The sequence below is a fragment of the Devosia lucknowensis genome, from assembly GCF_900177655.1.
Classification (GTDB): Bacteria; Pseudomonadota; Alphaproteobacteria; order Rhizobiales; family Devosiaceae; genus Devosia; species Devosia lucknowensis.
Genome location: NZ_FXWK01000001.1, coordinates 1,440,990 through 1,456,580, shown reverse-complemented (window position 1 = coordinate 1,456,580; position 15,591 = coordinate 1,440,990). Strand labels below are relative to the sequence as shown.

16 protein-coding genes are annotated in these 15,591 nt (G+C 62.6%); 3 read left to right on the top strand and 13 right to left on the bottom strand.

Features of this window, described 5'->3' with window-relative positions; all coding sequences use genetic code 11:
• Positions 1-34: 34 nt before the first annotated feature.
• The 5 genes from CCK88_RS07100 to purC all read right to left on the bottom strand — a co-directional run bounded on the left by CCK88_RS07100 (position 35) and on the right by purC (position 4,620).
• A complete protein-coding gene (locus CCK88_RS07100; protein ID WP_086469764.1) occupies positions 35-1,435 on the bottom strand; it encodes a hypothetical protein in 1,401 nt (466 codons plus the stop codon).
• Positions 1,383-2,867: an NAD(P)/FAD-dependent oxidoreductase gene (locus CCK88_RS07095; RefSeq protein ID WP_086469763.1), complete on the bottom strand. Its 1,485-nt coding sequence runs from the start codon at positions 2,865-2,867 to the stop codon at positions 1,383-1,385. Before CCK88_RS07095 ends, CCK88_RS07100 begins: the two co-directional genes overlap by 53 nt.
• Positions 2,867-3,310, bottom strand: coding sequence for a GtrA family protein (locus CCK88_RS07090; RefSeq protein ID WP_086469762.1), 444 nt, complete (start codon positions 3,308-3,310; stop codon positions 2,867-2,869). The genes CCK88_RS07095 and CCK88_RS07090 overlap by 1 nt, the downstream gene beginning before the upstream one ends.
• A gap of 286 nt (positions 3,311-3,596) precedes the next feature.
• Positions 3,597-3,839 (bottom strand): phosphoribosylformylglycinamidine synthase subunit PurS, encoded by a 243-nt coding sequence (purS, locus tag CCK88_RS07085; protein WP_086469761.1) that lies wholly within the window; start codon positions 3,837-3,839, stop codon positions 3,597-3,599.
• 16 nt (positions 3,840-3,855) lie between these two features.
• Positions 3,856-4,620 carry a phosphoribosylaminoimidazolesuccinocarboxamide synthase gene (purC, locus tag CCK88_RS07080; protein WP_086469760.1) on the bottom strand — a complete coding sequence of 255 codons (765 nt, stop codon included), beginning with the start codon at positions 4,618-4,620 and terminating at the stop codon, positions 3,856-3,858.
• Positions 4,621-4,826: 206 nt separating this feature from the next.
• Between purC and CCK88_RS07075 the strand changes: the two genes are divergently transcribed.
• Positions 4,827-5,150 carry a DUF1476 domain-containing protein gene (locus CCK88_RS07075; RefSeq protein WP_086469759.1) on the top strand — a complete coding sequence of 108 codons (324 nt, stop codon included), beginning with the start codon at positions 4,827-4,829 and terminating at the stop codon, positions 5,148-5,150.
• 56 nt (positions 5,151-5,206) lie between these two features.
• Here the strand turns inward: CCK88_RS07075 and CCK88_RS07070 are convergent, their stop codons facing one another.
• The 7 genes from CCK88_RS07070 to CCK88_RS07040 form a co-directional block, all read right to left on the bottom strand.
• Positions 5,207-5,500, bottom strand: a complete 294-nt coding sequence (locus CCK88_RS07070; RefSeq protein ID WP_086469758.1) for a DUF1344 domain-containing protein — start codon at positions 5,498-5,500, stop codon at positions 5,207-5,209.
• Between the two features lie 177 nt (positions 5,501-5,677).
• Positions 5,678-6,139, bottom strand: a complete 462-nt coding sequence (locus tag CCK88_RS07065) for a GNAT family N-acetyltransferase (protein WP_244557448.1) — start codon at positions 6,137-6,139, stop codon at positions 5,678-5,680.
• The gene (locus CCK88_RS07060; protein WP_086469756.1) at positions 6,136-6,684 is read right to left on the bottom strand and encodes an RBBP9/YdeN family alpha/beta hydrolase; all 549 of its coding nucleotides are present in this window, start codon (positions 6,682-6,684) and stop codon (positions 6,136-6,138) included. The genes CCK88_RS07065 and CCK88_RS07060 overlap by 4 nt, the downstream gene beginning before the upstream one ends.
• Complete coding sequence (purB, locus tag CCK88_RS07055; protein ID WP_086469755.1) at positions 6,681-8,012, bottom strand: adenylosuccinate lyase; 1,332 nt, start codon at positions 8,010-8,012, stop codon at positions 6,681-6,683. The genes CCK88_RS07060 and purB overlap by 4 nt, the downstream gene beginning before the upstream one ends.
• Before the next feature lie 30 nt (positions 8,013-8,042).
• The gene (gene rpe, locus CCK88_RS07050) at positions 8,043-8,726 is read right to left on the bottom strand and encodes a ribulose-phosphate 3-epimerase (protein ID WP_086469754.1); all 684 of its coding nucleotides are present in this window, start codon (positions 8,724-8,726) and stop codon (positions 8,043-8,045) included.
• 85 nt (positions 8,727-8,811) lie between these two features.
• Complete coding sequence (locus CCK88_RS07045; protein WP_086469753.1) at positions 8,812-9,663, bottom strand: MarR family winged helix-turn-helix transcriptional regulator; 852 nt, start codon at positions 9,661-9,663, stop codon at positions 8,812-8,814.
• Positions 9,664-9,786: 123 nt separating this feature from the next.
• Positions 9,787-12,177 carry a methyl-accepting chemotaxis protein gene (locus CCK88_RS07040; protein WP_244557447.1) on the bottom strand — a complete coding sequence of 797 codons (2,391 nt, stop codon included), beginning with the start codon at positions 12,175-12,177 and terminating at the stop codon, positions 9,787-9,789.
• Between the two features lie 590 nt (positions 12,178-12,767).
• Here CCK88_RS07040 and CCK88_RS07035 point away from each other — a divergent pair.
• Positions 12,768-13,508, top strand: coding sequence for a cytochrome c biogenesis CcdA family protein (locus CCK88_RS07035; RefSeq protein WP_086469752.1), 741 nt, complete (start codon positions 12,768-12,770; stop codon positions 13,506-13,508).
• Between the two features lie 144 nt (positions 13,509-13,652).
• A complete protein-coding gene (locus CCK88_RS07030; protein WP_140048911.1) occupies positions 13,653-14,888 on the top strand; it encodes a GNAT family N-acetyltransferase in 1,236 nt (411 codons plus the stop codon).
• On the opposite strand, the gene radC is transcribed toward CCK88_RS07030, so the two are convergent.
• Positions 14,874-15,560 (bottom strand): RadC family protein, encoded by a 687-nt coding sequence (gene radC, locus CCK88_RS07025; RefSeq protein WP_086470853.1) that lies wholly within the window; start codon positions 15,558-15,560, stop codon positions 14,874-14,876. The two genes, CCK88_RS07030 and radC, sit on opposite strands and share 15 nt — an antisense overlap.
• Between the last annotated feature and the right edge of the window lie 31 nt (positions 15,561-15,591).

Below are 15,591 nucleotides of genomic sequence, written 5' to 3'. Positions count from 1 at the left end.
TGCTTCGGCTTGGTAAGGAAAATCTTGCGCTGTTCTATTCAATGCGAAACGCCGAGGCATCGTAGAAGTCTATGCTCGTCTTTTCGCCGATCTCCACGGGAGTGGCGCCCTCGGCCTTCAGGGCCTGGATCACGGGACCGCATTTGATGCAGATGAGCCAGAACGGCCTTGCCCTTGCCATCACCGAAGGGGCCACCATGTCCGGTTCGTGGTCCCGCCACACGATGGCATCGGCGAGTTGCCCGTTATTGCCGTTGATCATGCGAATGCCGTTTTCGGCGGCCCATTCGGGAATGGCCATATCCGGCCAGCCGACGAGGTCGGTTTCCGGATCGAAGCCGGCGCCGGCATCGGCGCGGACAAGCGAATAGAGGTCATCCTTGGCCCAGGCCGGTTCGCTGAGACGCTGGGTAACCACCACGAGGCCCACCGCGACCTGTGGCGCCAGCAGTCCGATCATCACCCAGCGCCGCCAACGGTTCATGCCTGCCGCCATAAAAGCGATGAAACACAGCATGGTCTGGAACGCCGCGTGCCAAGGCGATCGCCCATAGATCAGTCCTGCGGCGACGGAAAAGCTTACGAGCAGGGCAAGCAGCGTGATCAGCAGCACTGGCCGATCTCGGAGCGCGAGGGTCAGCGCCGCGACTATGATGAAGGCCGTGATCGGTCCGCGGATCGGCTCGAGCATGACGGCCCAGCTCAGAAGGTGGAATGTGTCCGTCAGCAGTTCGCCGGTCTCCGGACCTGCAGTTGGATTGCCCAGACCCGACAGGACGGCGGAGAGACCAAACAGCGCGGCAACGACTGCAGGGGCGAGGAGCCTTACTGCGGGCGTGCCCTTGCTCACCTGCCAGACCAGCCAGAAGGCGAAGAACAGGCCGCAGAAGAAGTGTAGTCCGCAGGCCATCGCCAGGACCCAGGTCGAGGTGAGCGGGCGGCCGGCGCGATCGAGCAGCAGGGCGGAGATGACGCAGGTGAAGATCAGCGGATAGGGGCGAAAGTGGTAGCCCCAATATTGCAGCACGGCGAAGCTGAAGAGCATCAGCAAGAGCAGCATGACTTCGCCGCGCAGCAGACGGTAGAGCAGTATGGCATTGAGCACGGCAACGCCGGTATTAAGGTAGCGCGCCTGATTGAAGTCCAGCACAGTCGACAGTGCTCGGAGCAGCCAATGCCAGAGGGGCGGATGACCTTCGCCCGGCAGGATCAACAGATCGAGCGGATTGGTGAGCCGCGTGGCGAGCAGCCAAGCCTGGGCTTCATCGACCCACGCGTCGTGCGTGACCACCAGAGCCACCTGCAGCACGGCGTAGATGATCACCGCCGCGACGGCGACGACAGTGTCCGCCTTGCTGGGCTGCGCGGGACTATCGGTCCGGTCAGGCGACGCGTCGCGGAACCAGGCGGTCTTCGATCCTGTCAGTTCCGGCATTGCCACCCTCGTGGTATTCCGCGTCTTCGTTGACGGTCCAGACGTCATAGGCGATGGAGCCAGCGATGATATTTCTTGCCGTGAGCATGCCCGTCATCATGGCATGGTCCTGGTTGTTGTACTTGTGCATGCCGTTCCGGCCCGCCAGATGCAGGTTGCGGAAACGCGCTTCAAGGCCTTCGGTAATCGTGTCGACATGCACCTTGTAGGTGTCGTCATAGACAGGGTAGGCCTTGGGCTGGCGAACCACCGCGCCGTCGATGATGTCCTCGGCCCGTGCCAGGCCGAGCTTGCCGATTTCCGCCTTGGCGCGGGCGATGAGATCGGCATCGCTCATGGCCCAGGTATCGTCTCCGGCATTGCAGAAGTATTCCATGCCGTAGCAGGCGGTGTCCGGATCGGGCACCATGTCGGGCGACCAGGATTTGAAGTTCTGGATCCTGCCCACCTTCACGTTGGGATCGTGGATATAAATCCAGTTGTCGTCGAAGCTTTCCTTGCCGCGCATGATCAGGCCGACGATGAGGAAGTCGCGGTAGCGCAGGCCTGATGTAGCCTGCTGCATGTCGGGTTCGCCATCGGCGCCAAGCATGCGGACCAGTTCGTTGATCGCGGCGGTCGACACCAGATGGTCTGCGGTGACCTTGGTCTCGCGGCCTGTGGCATCCGTGACGATGGCGACCCACTGGCCGGTCGCCGCGTGCTGGCTGAGATCGGTGATGGTTGACCCCATCATCATCTTGCCGCCCTGTGCAACGATCTTGTCCCGGGCGCGCTCCCACATCTGTCCCGGGCCGAGGCGAGGATAGCGGAAGGAGTTGATCAGCGTCTTGATGATCTCACCACCGCCTTCCGGCTTCCGCCCGAGGCCGAAACTCTGGATGATCGCCTGGTAGAGGTTCAGACCCTTGATGCGCTGGGCGGCCCAGTCGGCGGAGATCTCCGAGCATTTCATGCCCCAGACCTTCTCGGTGTAGGTCTTGAAGAAAATCTCGAATAGCCGGCGGCCGAAGTTGTTCACGACCCACTGCTCGAAGCTCACCACATTGCGATAGGGGCGCATCTTTGCCCACGCATAGGACAGCACGCAGCGCACGGCTTCCACCGGGCCGAGTTTGGTCAGGGCATCCATAGCGCGGAGCGGATAATCGAACAGCTTGCCATTGTAGTAGATGCGACTGGAGCGCGGACGCTGAAGCATCTCGTCGCCCATTATTTCAGTCCACCATGCCTCGACTTCCGCGCTCTTGGAGAAGAACCGGTGGCCGCCGATGTCGAACCGGTAGCCCTTGTAGGTCACCGTGCGGGAGATGCCGCCGACATAGATCGGGTCTCTTTCCACCACCGCGACGCTGCGCCCGGCCTTGGTCAATTCGTAGGCTGTGGTCAGCCCAGCCGGTCCGGCGCCAATGACGAGGGTTTCGACATGCATCAGGACACCATGGTCGTTCGAGTCAGCAGACGGCTCCGAAAGCCGCCGGCGAAGGAAAAGTGACGGTGGGCAAGAAAGGAATAAATGGTGACGATCCCCACCGCACCCAGATGGGCGAGCCGTTCCGCCGGCAGCGATACGGGCAAGATGAGAAGTGGAGCGAACAGGGCAAGCGACAGCAGTGAGACAAGGCCATAGGCGATAGCCAGGCGGAGCATCGCCGTCGAAAGCGACACCGCAAAAAAGGTCAAGAACTGCTGGTGCGGCCGGCGCCCATCAGACGCGAAAACAAAACGACGCGACAGGAAGAAATTGACCGACATGCCGCCGGCGGCCCCGACGCACATTGCACATGCAAGGGCGATCGACGGGTGGAGCGACAGCAGTTGAAGGCAAATCTGAACCAGTGCGACATCCACTGCTGTGGCTGCGCCGGCGGTCATCAGATATTTTGGAAACGATGCCAAGACTTGCAGTTCACGTATGTGTGTTTCAACGTGAATCTAGCCGGTGGTGACTTAATAAACAGTCACTGTGTCGATGTCAGGCAACATGTCCCGAGCGCATTACTTCGCCCGGCCGGTCAAGTCAGACCGGCACCGATGCATAGGCTGCAAACAGCAGGCCGAGCGAGGCGAAAAACATGACGGAAAGGGCGATCTGGGTTTTGCGCATAATCGTACGGTCCTGCGCCAAAAAGGGCGCGAATAAGCTTGTAGCCGTCAGGCGTTAATTTGAGATTTCGACCGAGTAGTTTTCGATCACGGTGTTCGCGAGGAGCTTTTCGCACATCGCGTTGATCTGGGAACGCGCGGATTCCGCATCAGTTCCGGCCACCTCGATATCGAACACCTTCCCCTGTCGCACATTTGCAACACCGCCAAAGCCGAGGCTGGCCAGGGACCCTTCGATGGCCTGGCCCTGGGGGTCGAGAACGCCGTTCTTGAGCGTGACAGTGACGCGCGCCTTCATGGCAGTTTCCTAAATTCTACTGGACGAGACGCGGACCGGTGGTCAGCGCATTGTCGTTTTCCACGAGGATGCCGAGGCGCTGGGCGACCTCACGATAGTTTTCGACGAGCCCGCCAAGGTTCTCGCGGAAGCGGTCCTTGTCCATCTTGTTGCGGGTCTTGACGTCCCACAGGCGGCAGCTATCAGGGCTGATCTCGTCTGCGAGCACGATGCGCATCAGGTCGCCTTCATAGAGGCGGCCACACTCGATCTTGAAGTCGACGAGCTGGATGCCGACGCCCATGAAGAGGCCGGTCAGGAAGTCGTTGATGCGGACGGCGAGGCTCATGATGTCGTCGAGCTCGGCAGGCGTGGCCCATCCGAAGGCGGTGATGTGCTCTTCGCTGACCATTGGGTCGTGCAGCGCATCGTCCTTGTAGCAGAACTCGATGATCGAACGGGGCAGGCGGGTGCCGGGCTCGAGGCCCAGGCGCTTGGCCAGCGAGCCGGCGGCCACGTTGCGCACGATGATCTCGAGCGGAATGATCTCGACTTCCTTGATCAGCTGCTCGCGCATGTTGACGCGGCGGATGAAGTGGGTCGGGATGCCCAGATCGTTCAGCTTGGAGAAAATGAACTCGCTGATCCGGTTGTTCAGCACGCCCTTGCCATCGATCACTTCATGGCGCGCGCCGTCGCCGGCGGTGGTGTCGTCCTTGAAGTACTGAACCAAAGTGCCCGGCTCCGGACCCTCGAACAGGATCTTGGCCTTGCCCTCATAGATTTTACGTCGACGGTTCATGAGCGAATCCGCTGCCTCGAAATGGGGAGGGTAGAGTTGGCCGCTTCATGCGCCAGAACGGGTCAGAAAAGCAAGGGCTTTCGTCCACGATGCAAAGCGGGGCAAGCCGTCGCAGCCCTTCGCGTGCCGTTGATTTGCCGGCCCGAACCGCCTATGTCCCATAGCGAAAGCCGAGTGCTCGGCAGCAAAGCCAATTGGGAGTGACCATGAGCGGGTTCGACGAACGCAAGAAGGGCCAGGAAGCCAAGTTCGCATTCGATGCGGAAAAGAAATTCAGGGCAGAAGCGCGCCGCAACAAGCTGTTGGGTCTCTGGGCCGCCGAATTGATGGGCCTGGAAGGCGAGGCCGCCAAGTCTTACGCCGCCGAAGTGGTTGCCGCCGATTTCCAGGAAGCCGGCGACGAGGACGTGTTCCGCAAGGTTTCGGGCGATCTCAAGGCCAAGGGCGTCGCCGTGTCGGACGAAGCCCTGCGCGAAAAGATGCTGAGCCTGATCGCTGTGGCCGGCGAACAGATCGCCGCCGAAGGCTGATCGCGTTTCGTGTGTAATAGGAAGAGGGGCCGCCGAGCGGCCCCTTTTTGATTCCGTTATCCGATATCGATCGCGGTGACGTCGCGAGCCGAGCCGTTCTTCTTCCAGTGTATGGTGACCTGCTGGCCGACTTTGACATCCGGTGCCTTGAAGCCCGGGGGCAGGTAATAGAAGCTGCCATCTTCGAGTTCGACCGAGCGCGCTTCGAGATTGAAGAACTTGACCTTGCCGGCCATGGTCTGTTCGGCAGACGTGGTGGCCGCGGCGGTGGGCGCCGTGGTGGCCGCGAACGACGCCGCGGGAGCGACGGCCAGAAGGGCGATAAAGGCGGGTACGAGATATTTGCGCATGATACGTCTCCGTAAAACAGCGCGGGCCAGTTGAGCGGCCCTATGGCGGGTTTTCGGGGGTCGTCGCGTCGCGGGAGCGTTTCCCGCCGGCGGCCTCAAACCAGCGAGGAATGGTTTAGGCCTGTCACAAGCCGCTCTCAAGTTAAGAAGATTTAATTCGGCCTGCGCCGATTTTGCCTAGATTTCCGGGGTTTTTGGCGGATTCGCGGCAAAATTCGGCCGGCTCGTCGCGACCCGGGTCGCCATGCCGATAGAGGCAGGCATTACTGGCTCGAAGCCGAACTGGGCATAGAGATGCCTTGCATCCCCGTCGGCGATGAGACTGACATAGGCGCCTTCTCGTGCACCGGCCGATAGCCGGTTCATCAGCGCGGCCATTATGGCCTTGCCCAAACCTTTGCCCTGATGTTGCGGATCGAGGGCAATGTCGACGATCTGGAAGGCGGTGCCGCCGTCGCCGATGATCCTGCCCATGCCGATTGCGGAACCGGAATGGAACAGCGTGACGCCGAACCAGGTGTTCGGGAGGCCGGCGCTGGCCTGTTCAACGGTCTTGGCGCTGAGGCCAGCGACGACCCGCAGACGCAGGTAGTCGTCGATGGCCGGCGTTTCGTGCCGCAGCTCGTATCCGTCGATCACAGCCGCTGCATCAGCCGCGTGAACATCAGCAGGCCTTCCGGCCATGGTCCATGCCCGGAATCGACATTGATGTGGCCGGCCTCGCCTGCCTGGTGGAAGTCCGAGCCCCAGCAATTGGCGAATTCCACCGCGCGCTCCAGCGTCACATAGGGGTCGTTGCTGGATGCGACGACCATGGACGGAAAGGGCAGCGGATCGCGGGGGACCGGGCGGAAGACGTGAATCGCCTTCGGCGCCGCCGGACTTTCCTCCACATCGGTCGGGGCGACCAGAAATGCGCCGCGCACATTGTCGGGCAGCCGCGGCGCGGCATGCACCAGCGCCGACACGGATGTAGAATGGCATACGAAAACCACCGTCCTTGTGGTCAGCTGCGCCGCCTGGATGATGGTGTCGATCCAGTCATCGGCATTGGGCTCCCACCAATCGGCCTGTTCGACGATCGCCGCGGTTTTCATCTTCTCGGCCCACCGCGTCTGCCAATGGCCCGGCTTGATGCCGCCGAGCCCTGGCAGGATCAGAATGTCCGCATCGGCAATCCTCATGCGCCGAACACCCGGGCAAAAATCGTGTCGACATGCTTGAGGTGATAGGCATCGTCGAACATGGCGTCGATCTGTGCGTCGCTGAGCGTCACTTCAGGGTCGTTCTTGAGGTTCTGGGCAAAGAGCCCCGCGCGCTCGCCGCGGTGTTCCCAGACCTTCATGGCGTTGCGCTGCACCGCGGCATAGCTGTCCTCGCGCGAGTAGCCGGCCTGGGTCAGTGCCAGCAGAACGCGCTGCGAATTGTGCAGGCCGCCAAGCAGGTCGAGATTCTTGCGCATGTTTTCGGGATAGACCACCAGCTTGTCGATGACGCCGGTCAGGCGCGCCAACGCGAAATCGAGGGTAATGGTGGCATCGGGGCCGATCATGCGCTCGACCGAGGAGTGCGAGATATCGCGTTCGTGCCAGAGGGCCACGTTTTCGAGCGCCGGGGTGACCATGCCGCGCACGAGACGAGCGAGGCCTGTAAGATTTTCCGTCAACACCGGATTGCGCTTGTGCGGCATGGCCGACGAGCCCTTCTGGCCGGGCGAGAAGAACTCTTCGGCCTCCAGCACTTCGGTGCGCTGCAGGTGCCGGATTTCCACGGCGACGCGCTCGATCGACGAGGCGATGACACCCAGGGTCGCAAAGAACATGGCATGCCGGTCGCGCGGGATCACCTGGGTCGAGACGGGCTCGATGGAAAGACCCAGCTTTTCAGCGACATATTCTTCCACCGACGGATCGATATTGGCGAAGGTGCCGATGGCGCCCGAGATCGCGGCGGTGGCAATCTCGTCGCGCGCAGCGACGAGGCGGGCGCGATTACGGGTGAATTCGGCATAGGCCTCCGCGAGCTTGACGCCAAAGGTGGTCGGCTCGGCATGGATGCCGTGGCTGCGGCCGATGGTGATCGTATCCTTGTGCTCCATCGCCCGGCGCTTGAGAGCCGCGAGCAATGCGTCGATGTCGGCCAGCAAGATGTCGGCGGCGTTCTTGAGCTGTACCGAAAGGGTGGTGTCGAGAATGTCGGACGAGGTCATGCCCTGGTGCACGAACCGGGCTTCAGGGCCGACGATTTCGGAAAGGTGCGTCAGGAAAGCGATGACGTCGTGCTTGGTGGTGCGTTCGATCTCATCGATGCGCGCAACGTCGAAACCGTAGTCGCCGCGCTCGGCCTTGCGGGCATTCATCACGTCCCAGATCTTGTCGGCGCTTTCCTTGGGCACCACGCCAAGTTCGGCAAGCTTGGACGTGGCATGAGCCTCGATCTCGAACCAGATGGCGAACCGGCTTTCAGCCGACCAGTTGGCAACCATTTCGGGGCGGGAATAGCGCGGAATCATGGGCTTAGCCTTGGTATGTCAGAGTTTGATTCAGGCGATGCGGCCCGTGGCTGCATCGCGGATGGCCTGGATGCGGCCGGCATATGTAGCGGGATCATTGCCGCCATAGACCGATGAGCCGGCGACCAGCACATTGGCGCCGGCGGCGACGATCTCTCCGGCATTGTCGGCAGTCACGCCACCGTCGACTTCGAGGTCGATATCTCGGCCGCCGATCAGGGCCCTGGCCTGGCGAAGTTTGCCGAGGCTGCCCCGGATGAAACTCTGTCCGCCGAAGCCTGGATTGACGCTCATGATCAGGAGCAGGTCGATATCGTCGATCACATGCTCTAGGGCGGATACCGGAGTAGCGGGATTGAGCGCGACGCCGGCCTTCTTGCCAAGCGCACGAATGGCCTGGAGCGAGCGGTGCAGATGCGGACCGGCTTCGGCGTGGACGGTGATGATGTCAGCGCCGGCCTTGGCGAAATCGGCCAGATAAGGGTCGGTTGGAGCGATCATCAGGTGCACGTCGAACACCTTGTCGGTGACGCCGCGAATGGACTTCATGATCGGCGCGCCGAAACTGATATTGGGCACGAAATGCCCGTCCATCACGTCGACATGAATATAGTCCGCCCCGCCGTCTACAATCGCCCGCACCTCGTCACCGAGCCGCGAAAAATCGGCCGACAGGATCGAAGGCGCAATGCGCAGGGGGCGGGGGGTGGTCATGGGCACCTCGGCCGATTGGGATCAGCGGTGCTGTAGCGTGGGAATGAGGCAGGGGCAAGGGTGCGGGACGCGCCCAGTCGCTGCCTCAGCGCAGATGATAGTGAAGAAAGGCGAGGGCGACCGCCGTCCAGTCGGCATTGCCGTCTCGCAAGGCATCGGTCGGCCGCGCGCTGCCGTTTTCCAGCGAAATGAACCCGAGCTCGACCCCTGCCGAAATCACCAGGGCGACCTGGCTCTTGGTGAGGCCGTAGCGGGCGGCGATCTCGCCGCGACTGGGATTGGGCTTTCCTTCCATTTCGGCGATCAGGAGGGCCATGGCGACGAGGGGGGCGCCTTCGCGGTGGCCGCAGAAATGCATGTAGTCGGGCACCAGTATTGCGGGCTCCAGCCCGGAGGCGAATTCGCGGCCGGCGCCGAGAAAAAAGCGGATCGTGACCTCGGGGTCATTTTGGATCCGCTCGGTCAGAGTCTCGCCGTCAACCAGGCGATCGAGGGATTCGGTGGCCGGGATCAGCCACTGATGCGGGAAGCGCGCGCCGAGTTCCGTAGGCGCGTAGAGCCAGCTTCTGCGGTCGGCAGGGTTGGGCTTGCGCTCCAGAAAACCCAGATGAACGCCCAGGGCCAGGGTGTTCTTGAGCACCCGCGCGGTAACCTGGCCGCGCTGAGACACCTCGTGAATGGTGCCGTAGGTCAATGCGCCGTCACCACCCGCCGCACGTCCCTCGGCCCAGAGGTGGAAGATGTAATTGACGATCCGGAACCGGTCCTCGTTCGCAATCAGTTTGCCGAAGGGGCGAGCGGCCTCCCGAAAGGCGGCAACGCCTTTGGTGTAGGCCTGATTACAGGCAACAAAGTTCGGTCGTGCCTTGAGGTCGTCGGCCTGCGCGCGCAATTGGGCGGCGGTGCGGATCGGCGGCAGCGGGACAATATCGGGCATCGGACTCGGGGCTGTGGTCCATGCAGCGGTATCGAATGGGCGATCCGATAGCCAGCGGCTTCCGATGTGCCGGCGATAACATTTTTGCCAGAAGCAGGAGGCCCCCACGTGGGGGCCTTTGTGTCAGAAGGCGGTCCAGTCGTTGGCTATGGCCGCATTACCGTGACTCTGGTGCATTGCAGCGCGCCGTTGCTGCGGCTGCGCCTCGCGCCCATCGACGCGGAATACGGAGATGATGCGGTCGAGTTCGACGGCCTGTGCTTCAGTTTGCTCGATGGCTGCATTGGTCTCTTCCACCAGCGCCGCATTGTGCTGGGTCATCTCGTCCATCTGGCGCACGGCCGTGTTGACTTCCGATATGGCCGTGGATTGGTTGGCGCTGGCGCTGGCGATCTCGGAGATCAGCAGCGAGTTCTCCTGCACCGCGTCGAGGATGCCGCGCAGCTTGTCGGCGGCGCTGGCGACCAGTTTCGAACCGCCGTCCACTTCGGCACCGCTCTGCTCGATCAGCGCCTTCACTTCGGACGACGCCTGCGCTGCCGATTGCGCGAGGCGACGGACTTCCACCGCTACCACGGCGAAGCCCTTGCCGGCCTCGCCGGCCCGTGCCGCCTCGACCGACGCGTTGAGTGCCAGCAGATTGGTCTGGAAGGCTATGTCGTCGATCATGCCGATGATGTTGGAAATGCGGCCCGAGGACGTGGTGATGCGGTGCATAGCCTGGGTGGCCTCGCCCATCACCTGCTGCCCGTCCTCGGCGAGAAGGGCGGCGGCCTGCGTGCGACGGGCTCCGGCCTCTGCCTTGCGCGCATTGTCGCTCACCGTTCCGGCCAGCTGTTCCATGGCAGCCGAGGTTTCCTCGATGGTTGCGGCCTGCCGTGTCGTCCGTTCGGAGAGGTCGTTGGCTCCGGCGAGGATTTCGCCGGTCGCGACGCGCAGCGCCTGCGACGTCGAGCGCAACTGCACCACCAGTTCGGTCAGCTTGTCGCCAACGAGGTTGGTGTCGTCGCGCAGCGCCGCGAACACGCCGCGATAGTCGCCGGTCATGCGCTGGGTCAGATCAGTGCGGGCGAGGGCGGACAGGACGCCGCCGGCTTCGCCCAGGGCGCCGTTGACGGTTTCGAGCACGCCGTTGAAGTTCCGGGCGATGCGGTCGATGTCTGCATCGGGGAAAGTCTGCTCGATGCGGCGGGTGAAATCGCCGTCGGCGGTGGCGGCGATGACGCCGTCGAACTCGGTCTGGAACGCCTGCATCATCTGCGCGCGCTTCTGCGCGGAACGGGCGCGATCGGCTTCTTCCACGCCCAGCGCAGCGATGCGCAGCCCATTTTCCTTGAACACCTGAACAGCTGCCGCCATTTCGCCGATCTCGTCGCGGCGCTCCACATAGGGCACGTGGGCATCGAGCTTGCCGTCGGACAATTCGGTCATGCTGGCCGTGATGCGGCGCAGCGGGCCGGTGGTCCTGACGATCGTTACCCAGAGCCCGATACCTGCCAGCGCCAGGCCAAGTCCGAACAGGGTCGCGGCTGCCGCGAAGCCGAGCTGGGCGGAGGTGGTGGCCGACGAGGCAACCTCACCGGCGACGACGACCGATGCGGTGGAGAGCCCGAGGATCGTGTCGATCGCGGCGGTGGACTGTTTCACCCAGTCGGCGGCGACCAGCGGATAGGTCTGGCCAGACGTTCCGGCCGCGTAAACCTGCTGACGGACCGCCTCGAAGTCACCGAAGAAGACCTTGCGCGTCTCCTGGGCGGCCTCGCGCAGCGCCGGACTGGCTGCGTCGCGACCGAGATAGGCCTCGATGTTGAACCAGGCCTGCTCGACCCGCCCGCGATTGGTGCTGAGGGTGCGAAGCGCAGCGACGTCCATCGGGTTGCCCGATGCGATCAGGGCGCCGATCTGGGCCCGCTCGCGCCCGGCGAATTCGCTCATGGTCCAGATTTCACCGCGAACCGTTTCGAGCAGGGCAATCCGGGTGGCGGTCGAGTCGACCACGAACTTGGCGCCTTCGCGCAGGCGCTGCGAGGCCACGATCATTTCGGTGATGGCAGGGACCCAGCCCCGCACCACATCCTGAGGACGCTGATCGGCGGGTGCCGCAAGCGCGACATCCACCTTGCCCCGGAAGTCGGCAACGTTCGCTGTCGCTGCCGTCAGCGACTGGATCAGGGCGTCGCGTCCGGCAAAACTTTCGCCTGCAAGGCGCCCGAGCGCTTCGTCAAGCGCTGCATCGCCGGTCTGTCGACGCTCAGCGATCTGGGCGAGAACCGGCGGCGCCGCGGGATCGGCGCTGGCAAGGGCAGTGTTGGTCATGCCGCGCTCGAGCGCCCAGGCGCCGGCGCTGGTCAGCAGAAGGTCGGATGTCCTCGTGGAATACGCCATCTGACCGGCTTCCACATTGCTGGAATAAGCAATGGCAGCCTCGCGGCCTGCCAACCCGATCGTAGCGGCCGAAAGAATGCAGACCAGGCCGATAAGACTGGTGCGGATGGTGAGGCGGAGCTTGCGCATGATTAAATCTTAGGCAGGATGAGTATTGCCTAGATTTTGTCGCGTACTCGTTAAGAAGTACTGTCTAACCGCTGCCAAGCCACGAAAAACCGACGAGTCGTTTGATCGAGATCAAGCGAGCTCATACTTTGGGCGCCGAAGTTAAACTGCCAACTCGATGTCCGCGCTGGCTTGATCGGAAGCTGTCGCCAACGCGAAGCTTTCCGGGACGAAACCTGCGGCAGCGCCGCGCCAATCGCCGAGTGAACTGCAGCATTGCGAGCAGTTGAGTTTCACCCCGAGGGGCAAGTTCGCTGTCGTGACCGTGTTGGTCGTGCCGCAATGTGGGCAGGTCAGCGTCGAAACGGAATGAGAAAACATAGGCGCCACTCGGTTTATGGCGGCAGCGTGAACCTCTTTGAAGATCGGGTGATCACTGTCGTCGCTGGTGCCATGGAAAAGGCACCGACGCCCCACCCTATACCCGCCGATCGCTGAAGTCGTTAAACTAAGTTAACATGGAACCCTTTCAATTCGGCGCGATGCGACCGTGGGGCTCATTGCCTTTCCGGTAAGCGGCAGTAAACAAGGCGCGCAGAAGGAGTGCGTCCTTGGAAATTTCCTTGCCTTTGGTCATCGGCGCCGGAATTCTCAGTTTTCTGAGCCCGTGCGTGCTGCCCCTCGTGCCGCCTTACCTCACCTATATGAGCGGGGCGAGCTACGACCAGCTGCGTGCCGAAGCGGTTTCTGGGTCCCCCGGCAAGCTGACGGCGCGGGTTGCGCTGACGTCCCTCTTCTTCATTTTCGGGTTCACCGTGGTGTTCGTCGCCCTCGGTGCGACGGCCACTGCCTTCGGACAGGTCTTTCGGCAGGTGCTGCCGATCCTGACGCCGGTGGCCGGTATCGTCATCATCGCCATGGGACTGCATTTCCTCGGCGTCTTCCGCATCGGCATCCTCGACCGCCAGTTGCGCCATAACGGGCCCGGCGCCGCATCCGGTCCCCTTGGTGGCTTTCTCCTTGGCCTTGCCTTCGCCATCGGCTGGACCCCCTGCATCGGACCCGTACTTGCGGCCATCCTGTCCGTGGCCGCCAGCAAGGATACCGCCTGGGAAGGTGCGTCGCTGCTGGGCCTTTATTCCCTTGGCCTGGGCATTCCGTTCTTTCTTGCCGGTATTGCGATCGGCCCGTTCCTGACCTTCTTCCAGAATTTCAAAAAACATCTGGGCGTGGTCGAAAAGGTGATGGGCGGCCTGCTGGTCCTGACCGGTATCCTCTTTATCACCGGCGATTTTACCCGGCTGTCCTACTGGTTCCTCGAAACCTTCCCGATGCTCGCCGAATTCGGCTGAGCCCGCCAGCCTGCGCCTGTAGCGGGAGATTAACCCTGCTGCCGGTTTTGAAACTCTCAACGCGTTTTGCTGTGGGATATTCAGAACCGATTTACCCAGCGTGGGCAGATTGGCATCGATTTCGGCGAGGGGCACGGAACAATCGTGAGCGCGAATAGTCTGCCGGTCGCCGGGATGGCGGACCAGATTGAACTTGCATGGCACAAGGCCGTCGTTGCCGCCGAAGGCAGTGCGTGCATTTCCGTTGCCGTGCATCACCGTATCGCGGATGTAGAAGCGCCCTGGCGCGCGCTCAGCACATCGATCGACTCGCCAGGCCAGAACTACGACTTCATCCGGCTCTGGGTCGAGAACCGCAAAATCCCGGAAGATTCCCAGGTCTATGTCGTGGGCCGCGTGGGCGGCGAACCGATCGCCATCCTGCCGCTCCATCGCAAGCGCGTCTTCGGCATCCGCGTTTTCACGTGGTTTCCCGGCTCGCATGCGGGTTGCTACGCGCCGGTTGCCGACACGGCGCGGCTGGCGGCCATGGGCGCGGAGGGCAGGGCGGCGCTGTGGCGCCAGATGCTCGGCAGCGTCAAAGGCGCCGGGTTGGCCTATCTGCGCTCGATACCGGCCAGCGTCGACGGCCAGGACGGGCTTTTCGACCAGCTTGGATCCAGTCTTGCCGTCGACACGCTTTATCGCGTTCAGTTCTCCTCATGGGAGCAATGTGACGCCGAACAGCGCAGCCGCTCGCGCCGCAAGCACGACCGCCAGCAGGGCGACCGTCTGGCCGCACTGGGCGCCGTTGATTTCGAGGAGATCAGCGATCCGGCCGAAGCGCAGAAAGCGCTAGCGATCATGTTCGAGCAGCGCTCGGCCCGCTTCCGGGCGCAGGGCATCCACGATCCGTTCGTCGCCGAAAATCTCATCGGCTTCTATAGCGCCGCATTGGAGCGGTCGTCCGGGGTCGATGTGCGCCTTCACGCCCTGCGGCTCGATGGGGAAATCGTCGCCGTCCGATACAACGTCGTCCATGGCGACCGCATGTTCTGCCTGATTTCGTCGATGAGCGACTGCGAGCGTATTCAGGGGGGCTCGCCGGGAAAGCAGTGCCTGCTGCGCGTCATGCAGACCGTGTTCGGACAGGGCATCGCCATATTCGACATGGGGTGTGGCTATACCGACGAGAAGCGGCATTGGTGCAATGTGCAGATCCCGCTGCGCCATCACTATGTGGGCCTGTCGCCCGTCGGCAAGGCGGTGGCGCTGGCTCACCGCAGCTATCAGCGCCTGCGCGCACAGGCGAAGTCGAATGACAGGATCAAGGGTGCGCTACGAGCGCTCAAGCAACAGCGCGATCGCCTGTTGCGCCGCGAGGCGTCAGATCAGCTTTAATCCGCGCAGGGAAGCGTGACCCGATTTTCCGATAATGATGTGATCGTGCAGGGAAATGCCGAGCGGCTTGGCCGTATCTGCAATCTCGCGCGTCATACGGATGTCGGCTGAGGACGGCGTCGGATCCCCTGACGGGTGATTGTGGACGAGGATCAGGGCAGTGGCCGAAAGCTCGAGGCTGCGCTTGATGACTTCGCGCGGATAGACCGGTGTGTGATCCACGGTCCCGGTCTGCTGGACCTCGTCGGCGATAAGCCGGTTCTTCTTGTCGAGGAAAAGGATTCGGAACTGCTCGATGCTCTCGAACGCCATCTGGCTGTGGCAATAGTCGATCAGCTGGCTCCAGGATGACAGGATCGGCTTTTCGCTGTCGATGCGGTCACGCCCGAACCGCGCGGCGACGGCCTGGATGACTTTCAGGTGCGCAACCGAAGTCGGTCCCAGCCCGTCGATCTTTTCCAGGCGCGCCGCACTGGCGTTGAAGACCCCCGAGAAGGTGCCGAATTCGCGCAACAGCATCTTGGCGAGGGCCTTGGTGTCCTTGCGCGGCACCACCATCTGCAGCGCCAGCTCGAGCAGTTCGTAGTCCTCGAGCGCGTCGCCGCCTACTTTCAGGAAACGTTCGCGCACGCGCTGGCGATGTCCTGCATGATCGTCGGCCGTGACCGACATGGAGGCCTCGGCGAATGCGTCGGGCCTTGAA

Excerpts from the sequence above, each read along its gene's own strand:
- CCK88_RS07100 (WP_086469764.1), bottom strand. The coding sequence starts at position 1,435 with ATGCCGGAACTGACAGGATCGAAGACCGCCTGGTTCCGCGACGCGTCG.
- CCK88_RS07095 (WP_086469763.1), bottom strand. The coding sequence starts at position 2,867 with ATGCATGTCGAAACCCTCGTCATTGGCGCCGGACCGGCTGGGCTGACC.
- CCK88_RS07090 (WP_086469762.1), bottom strand. The coding sequence starts at position 3,310 with ATGACCGCCGGCGCAGCCACAGCAGTGGATGTCGCACTGGTTCAGATT.
- purS (WP_086469761.1), bottom strand. The coding sequence starts at position 3,839 with ATGAAGGCGCGCGTCACTGTCACGCTCAAGAACGGCGTTCTCGACCCC.
- purC (WP_086469760.1), bottom strand. The coding sequence starts at position 4,620 with ATGAACCGTCGACGTAAAATCTATGAGGGCAAGGCCAAGATCCTGTTC.
- CCK88_RS07075 (WP_086469759.1), top strand. The coding sequence starts at position 4,827 with ATGAGCGGGTTCGACGAACGCAAGAAGGGCCAGGAAGCCAAGTTCGCA.
- CCK88_RS07070 (WP_086469758.1), bottom strand. The coding sequence starts at position 5,500 with ATGCGCAAATATCTCGTACCCGCCTTTATCGCCCTTCTGGCCGTCGCT.
- CCK88_RS07060 (WP_086469756.1), bottom strand. The coding sequence starts at position 6,684 with ATGAGGATTGCCGATGCGGACATTCTGATCCTGCCAGGGCTCGGCGGC.
- purB (WP_086469755.1), bottom strand. The coding sequence starts at position 8,012 with ATGATTCCGCGCTATTCCCGCCCCGAAATGGTTGCCAACTGGTCGGCT.
- rpe (WP_086469754.1), bottom strand. The coding sequence starts at position 8,726 with ATGACCACCCCCCGCCCCCTGCGCATTGCGCCTTCGATCCTGTCGGCC.
- CCK88_RS07045 (WP_086469753.1), bottom strand. The coding sequence starts at position 9,663 with ATGCCCGATATTGTCCCGCTGCCGCCGATCCGCACCGCCGCCCAATTG.
- CCK88_RS07040 (WP_244557447.1), bottom strand. The coding sequence starts at position 12,177 with ATGCGCAAGCTCCGCCTCACCATCCGCACCAGTCTTATCGGCCTGGTC.
- radC (WP_086470853.1), bottom strand. The coding sequence starts at position 15,560 with ATGTCGGTCACGGCCGACGATCATGCAGGACATCGCCAGCGCGTGCGC.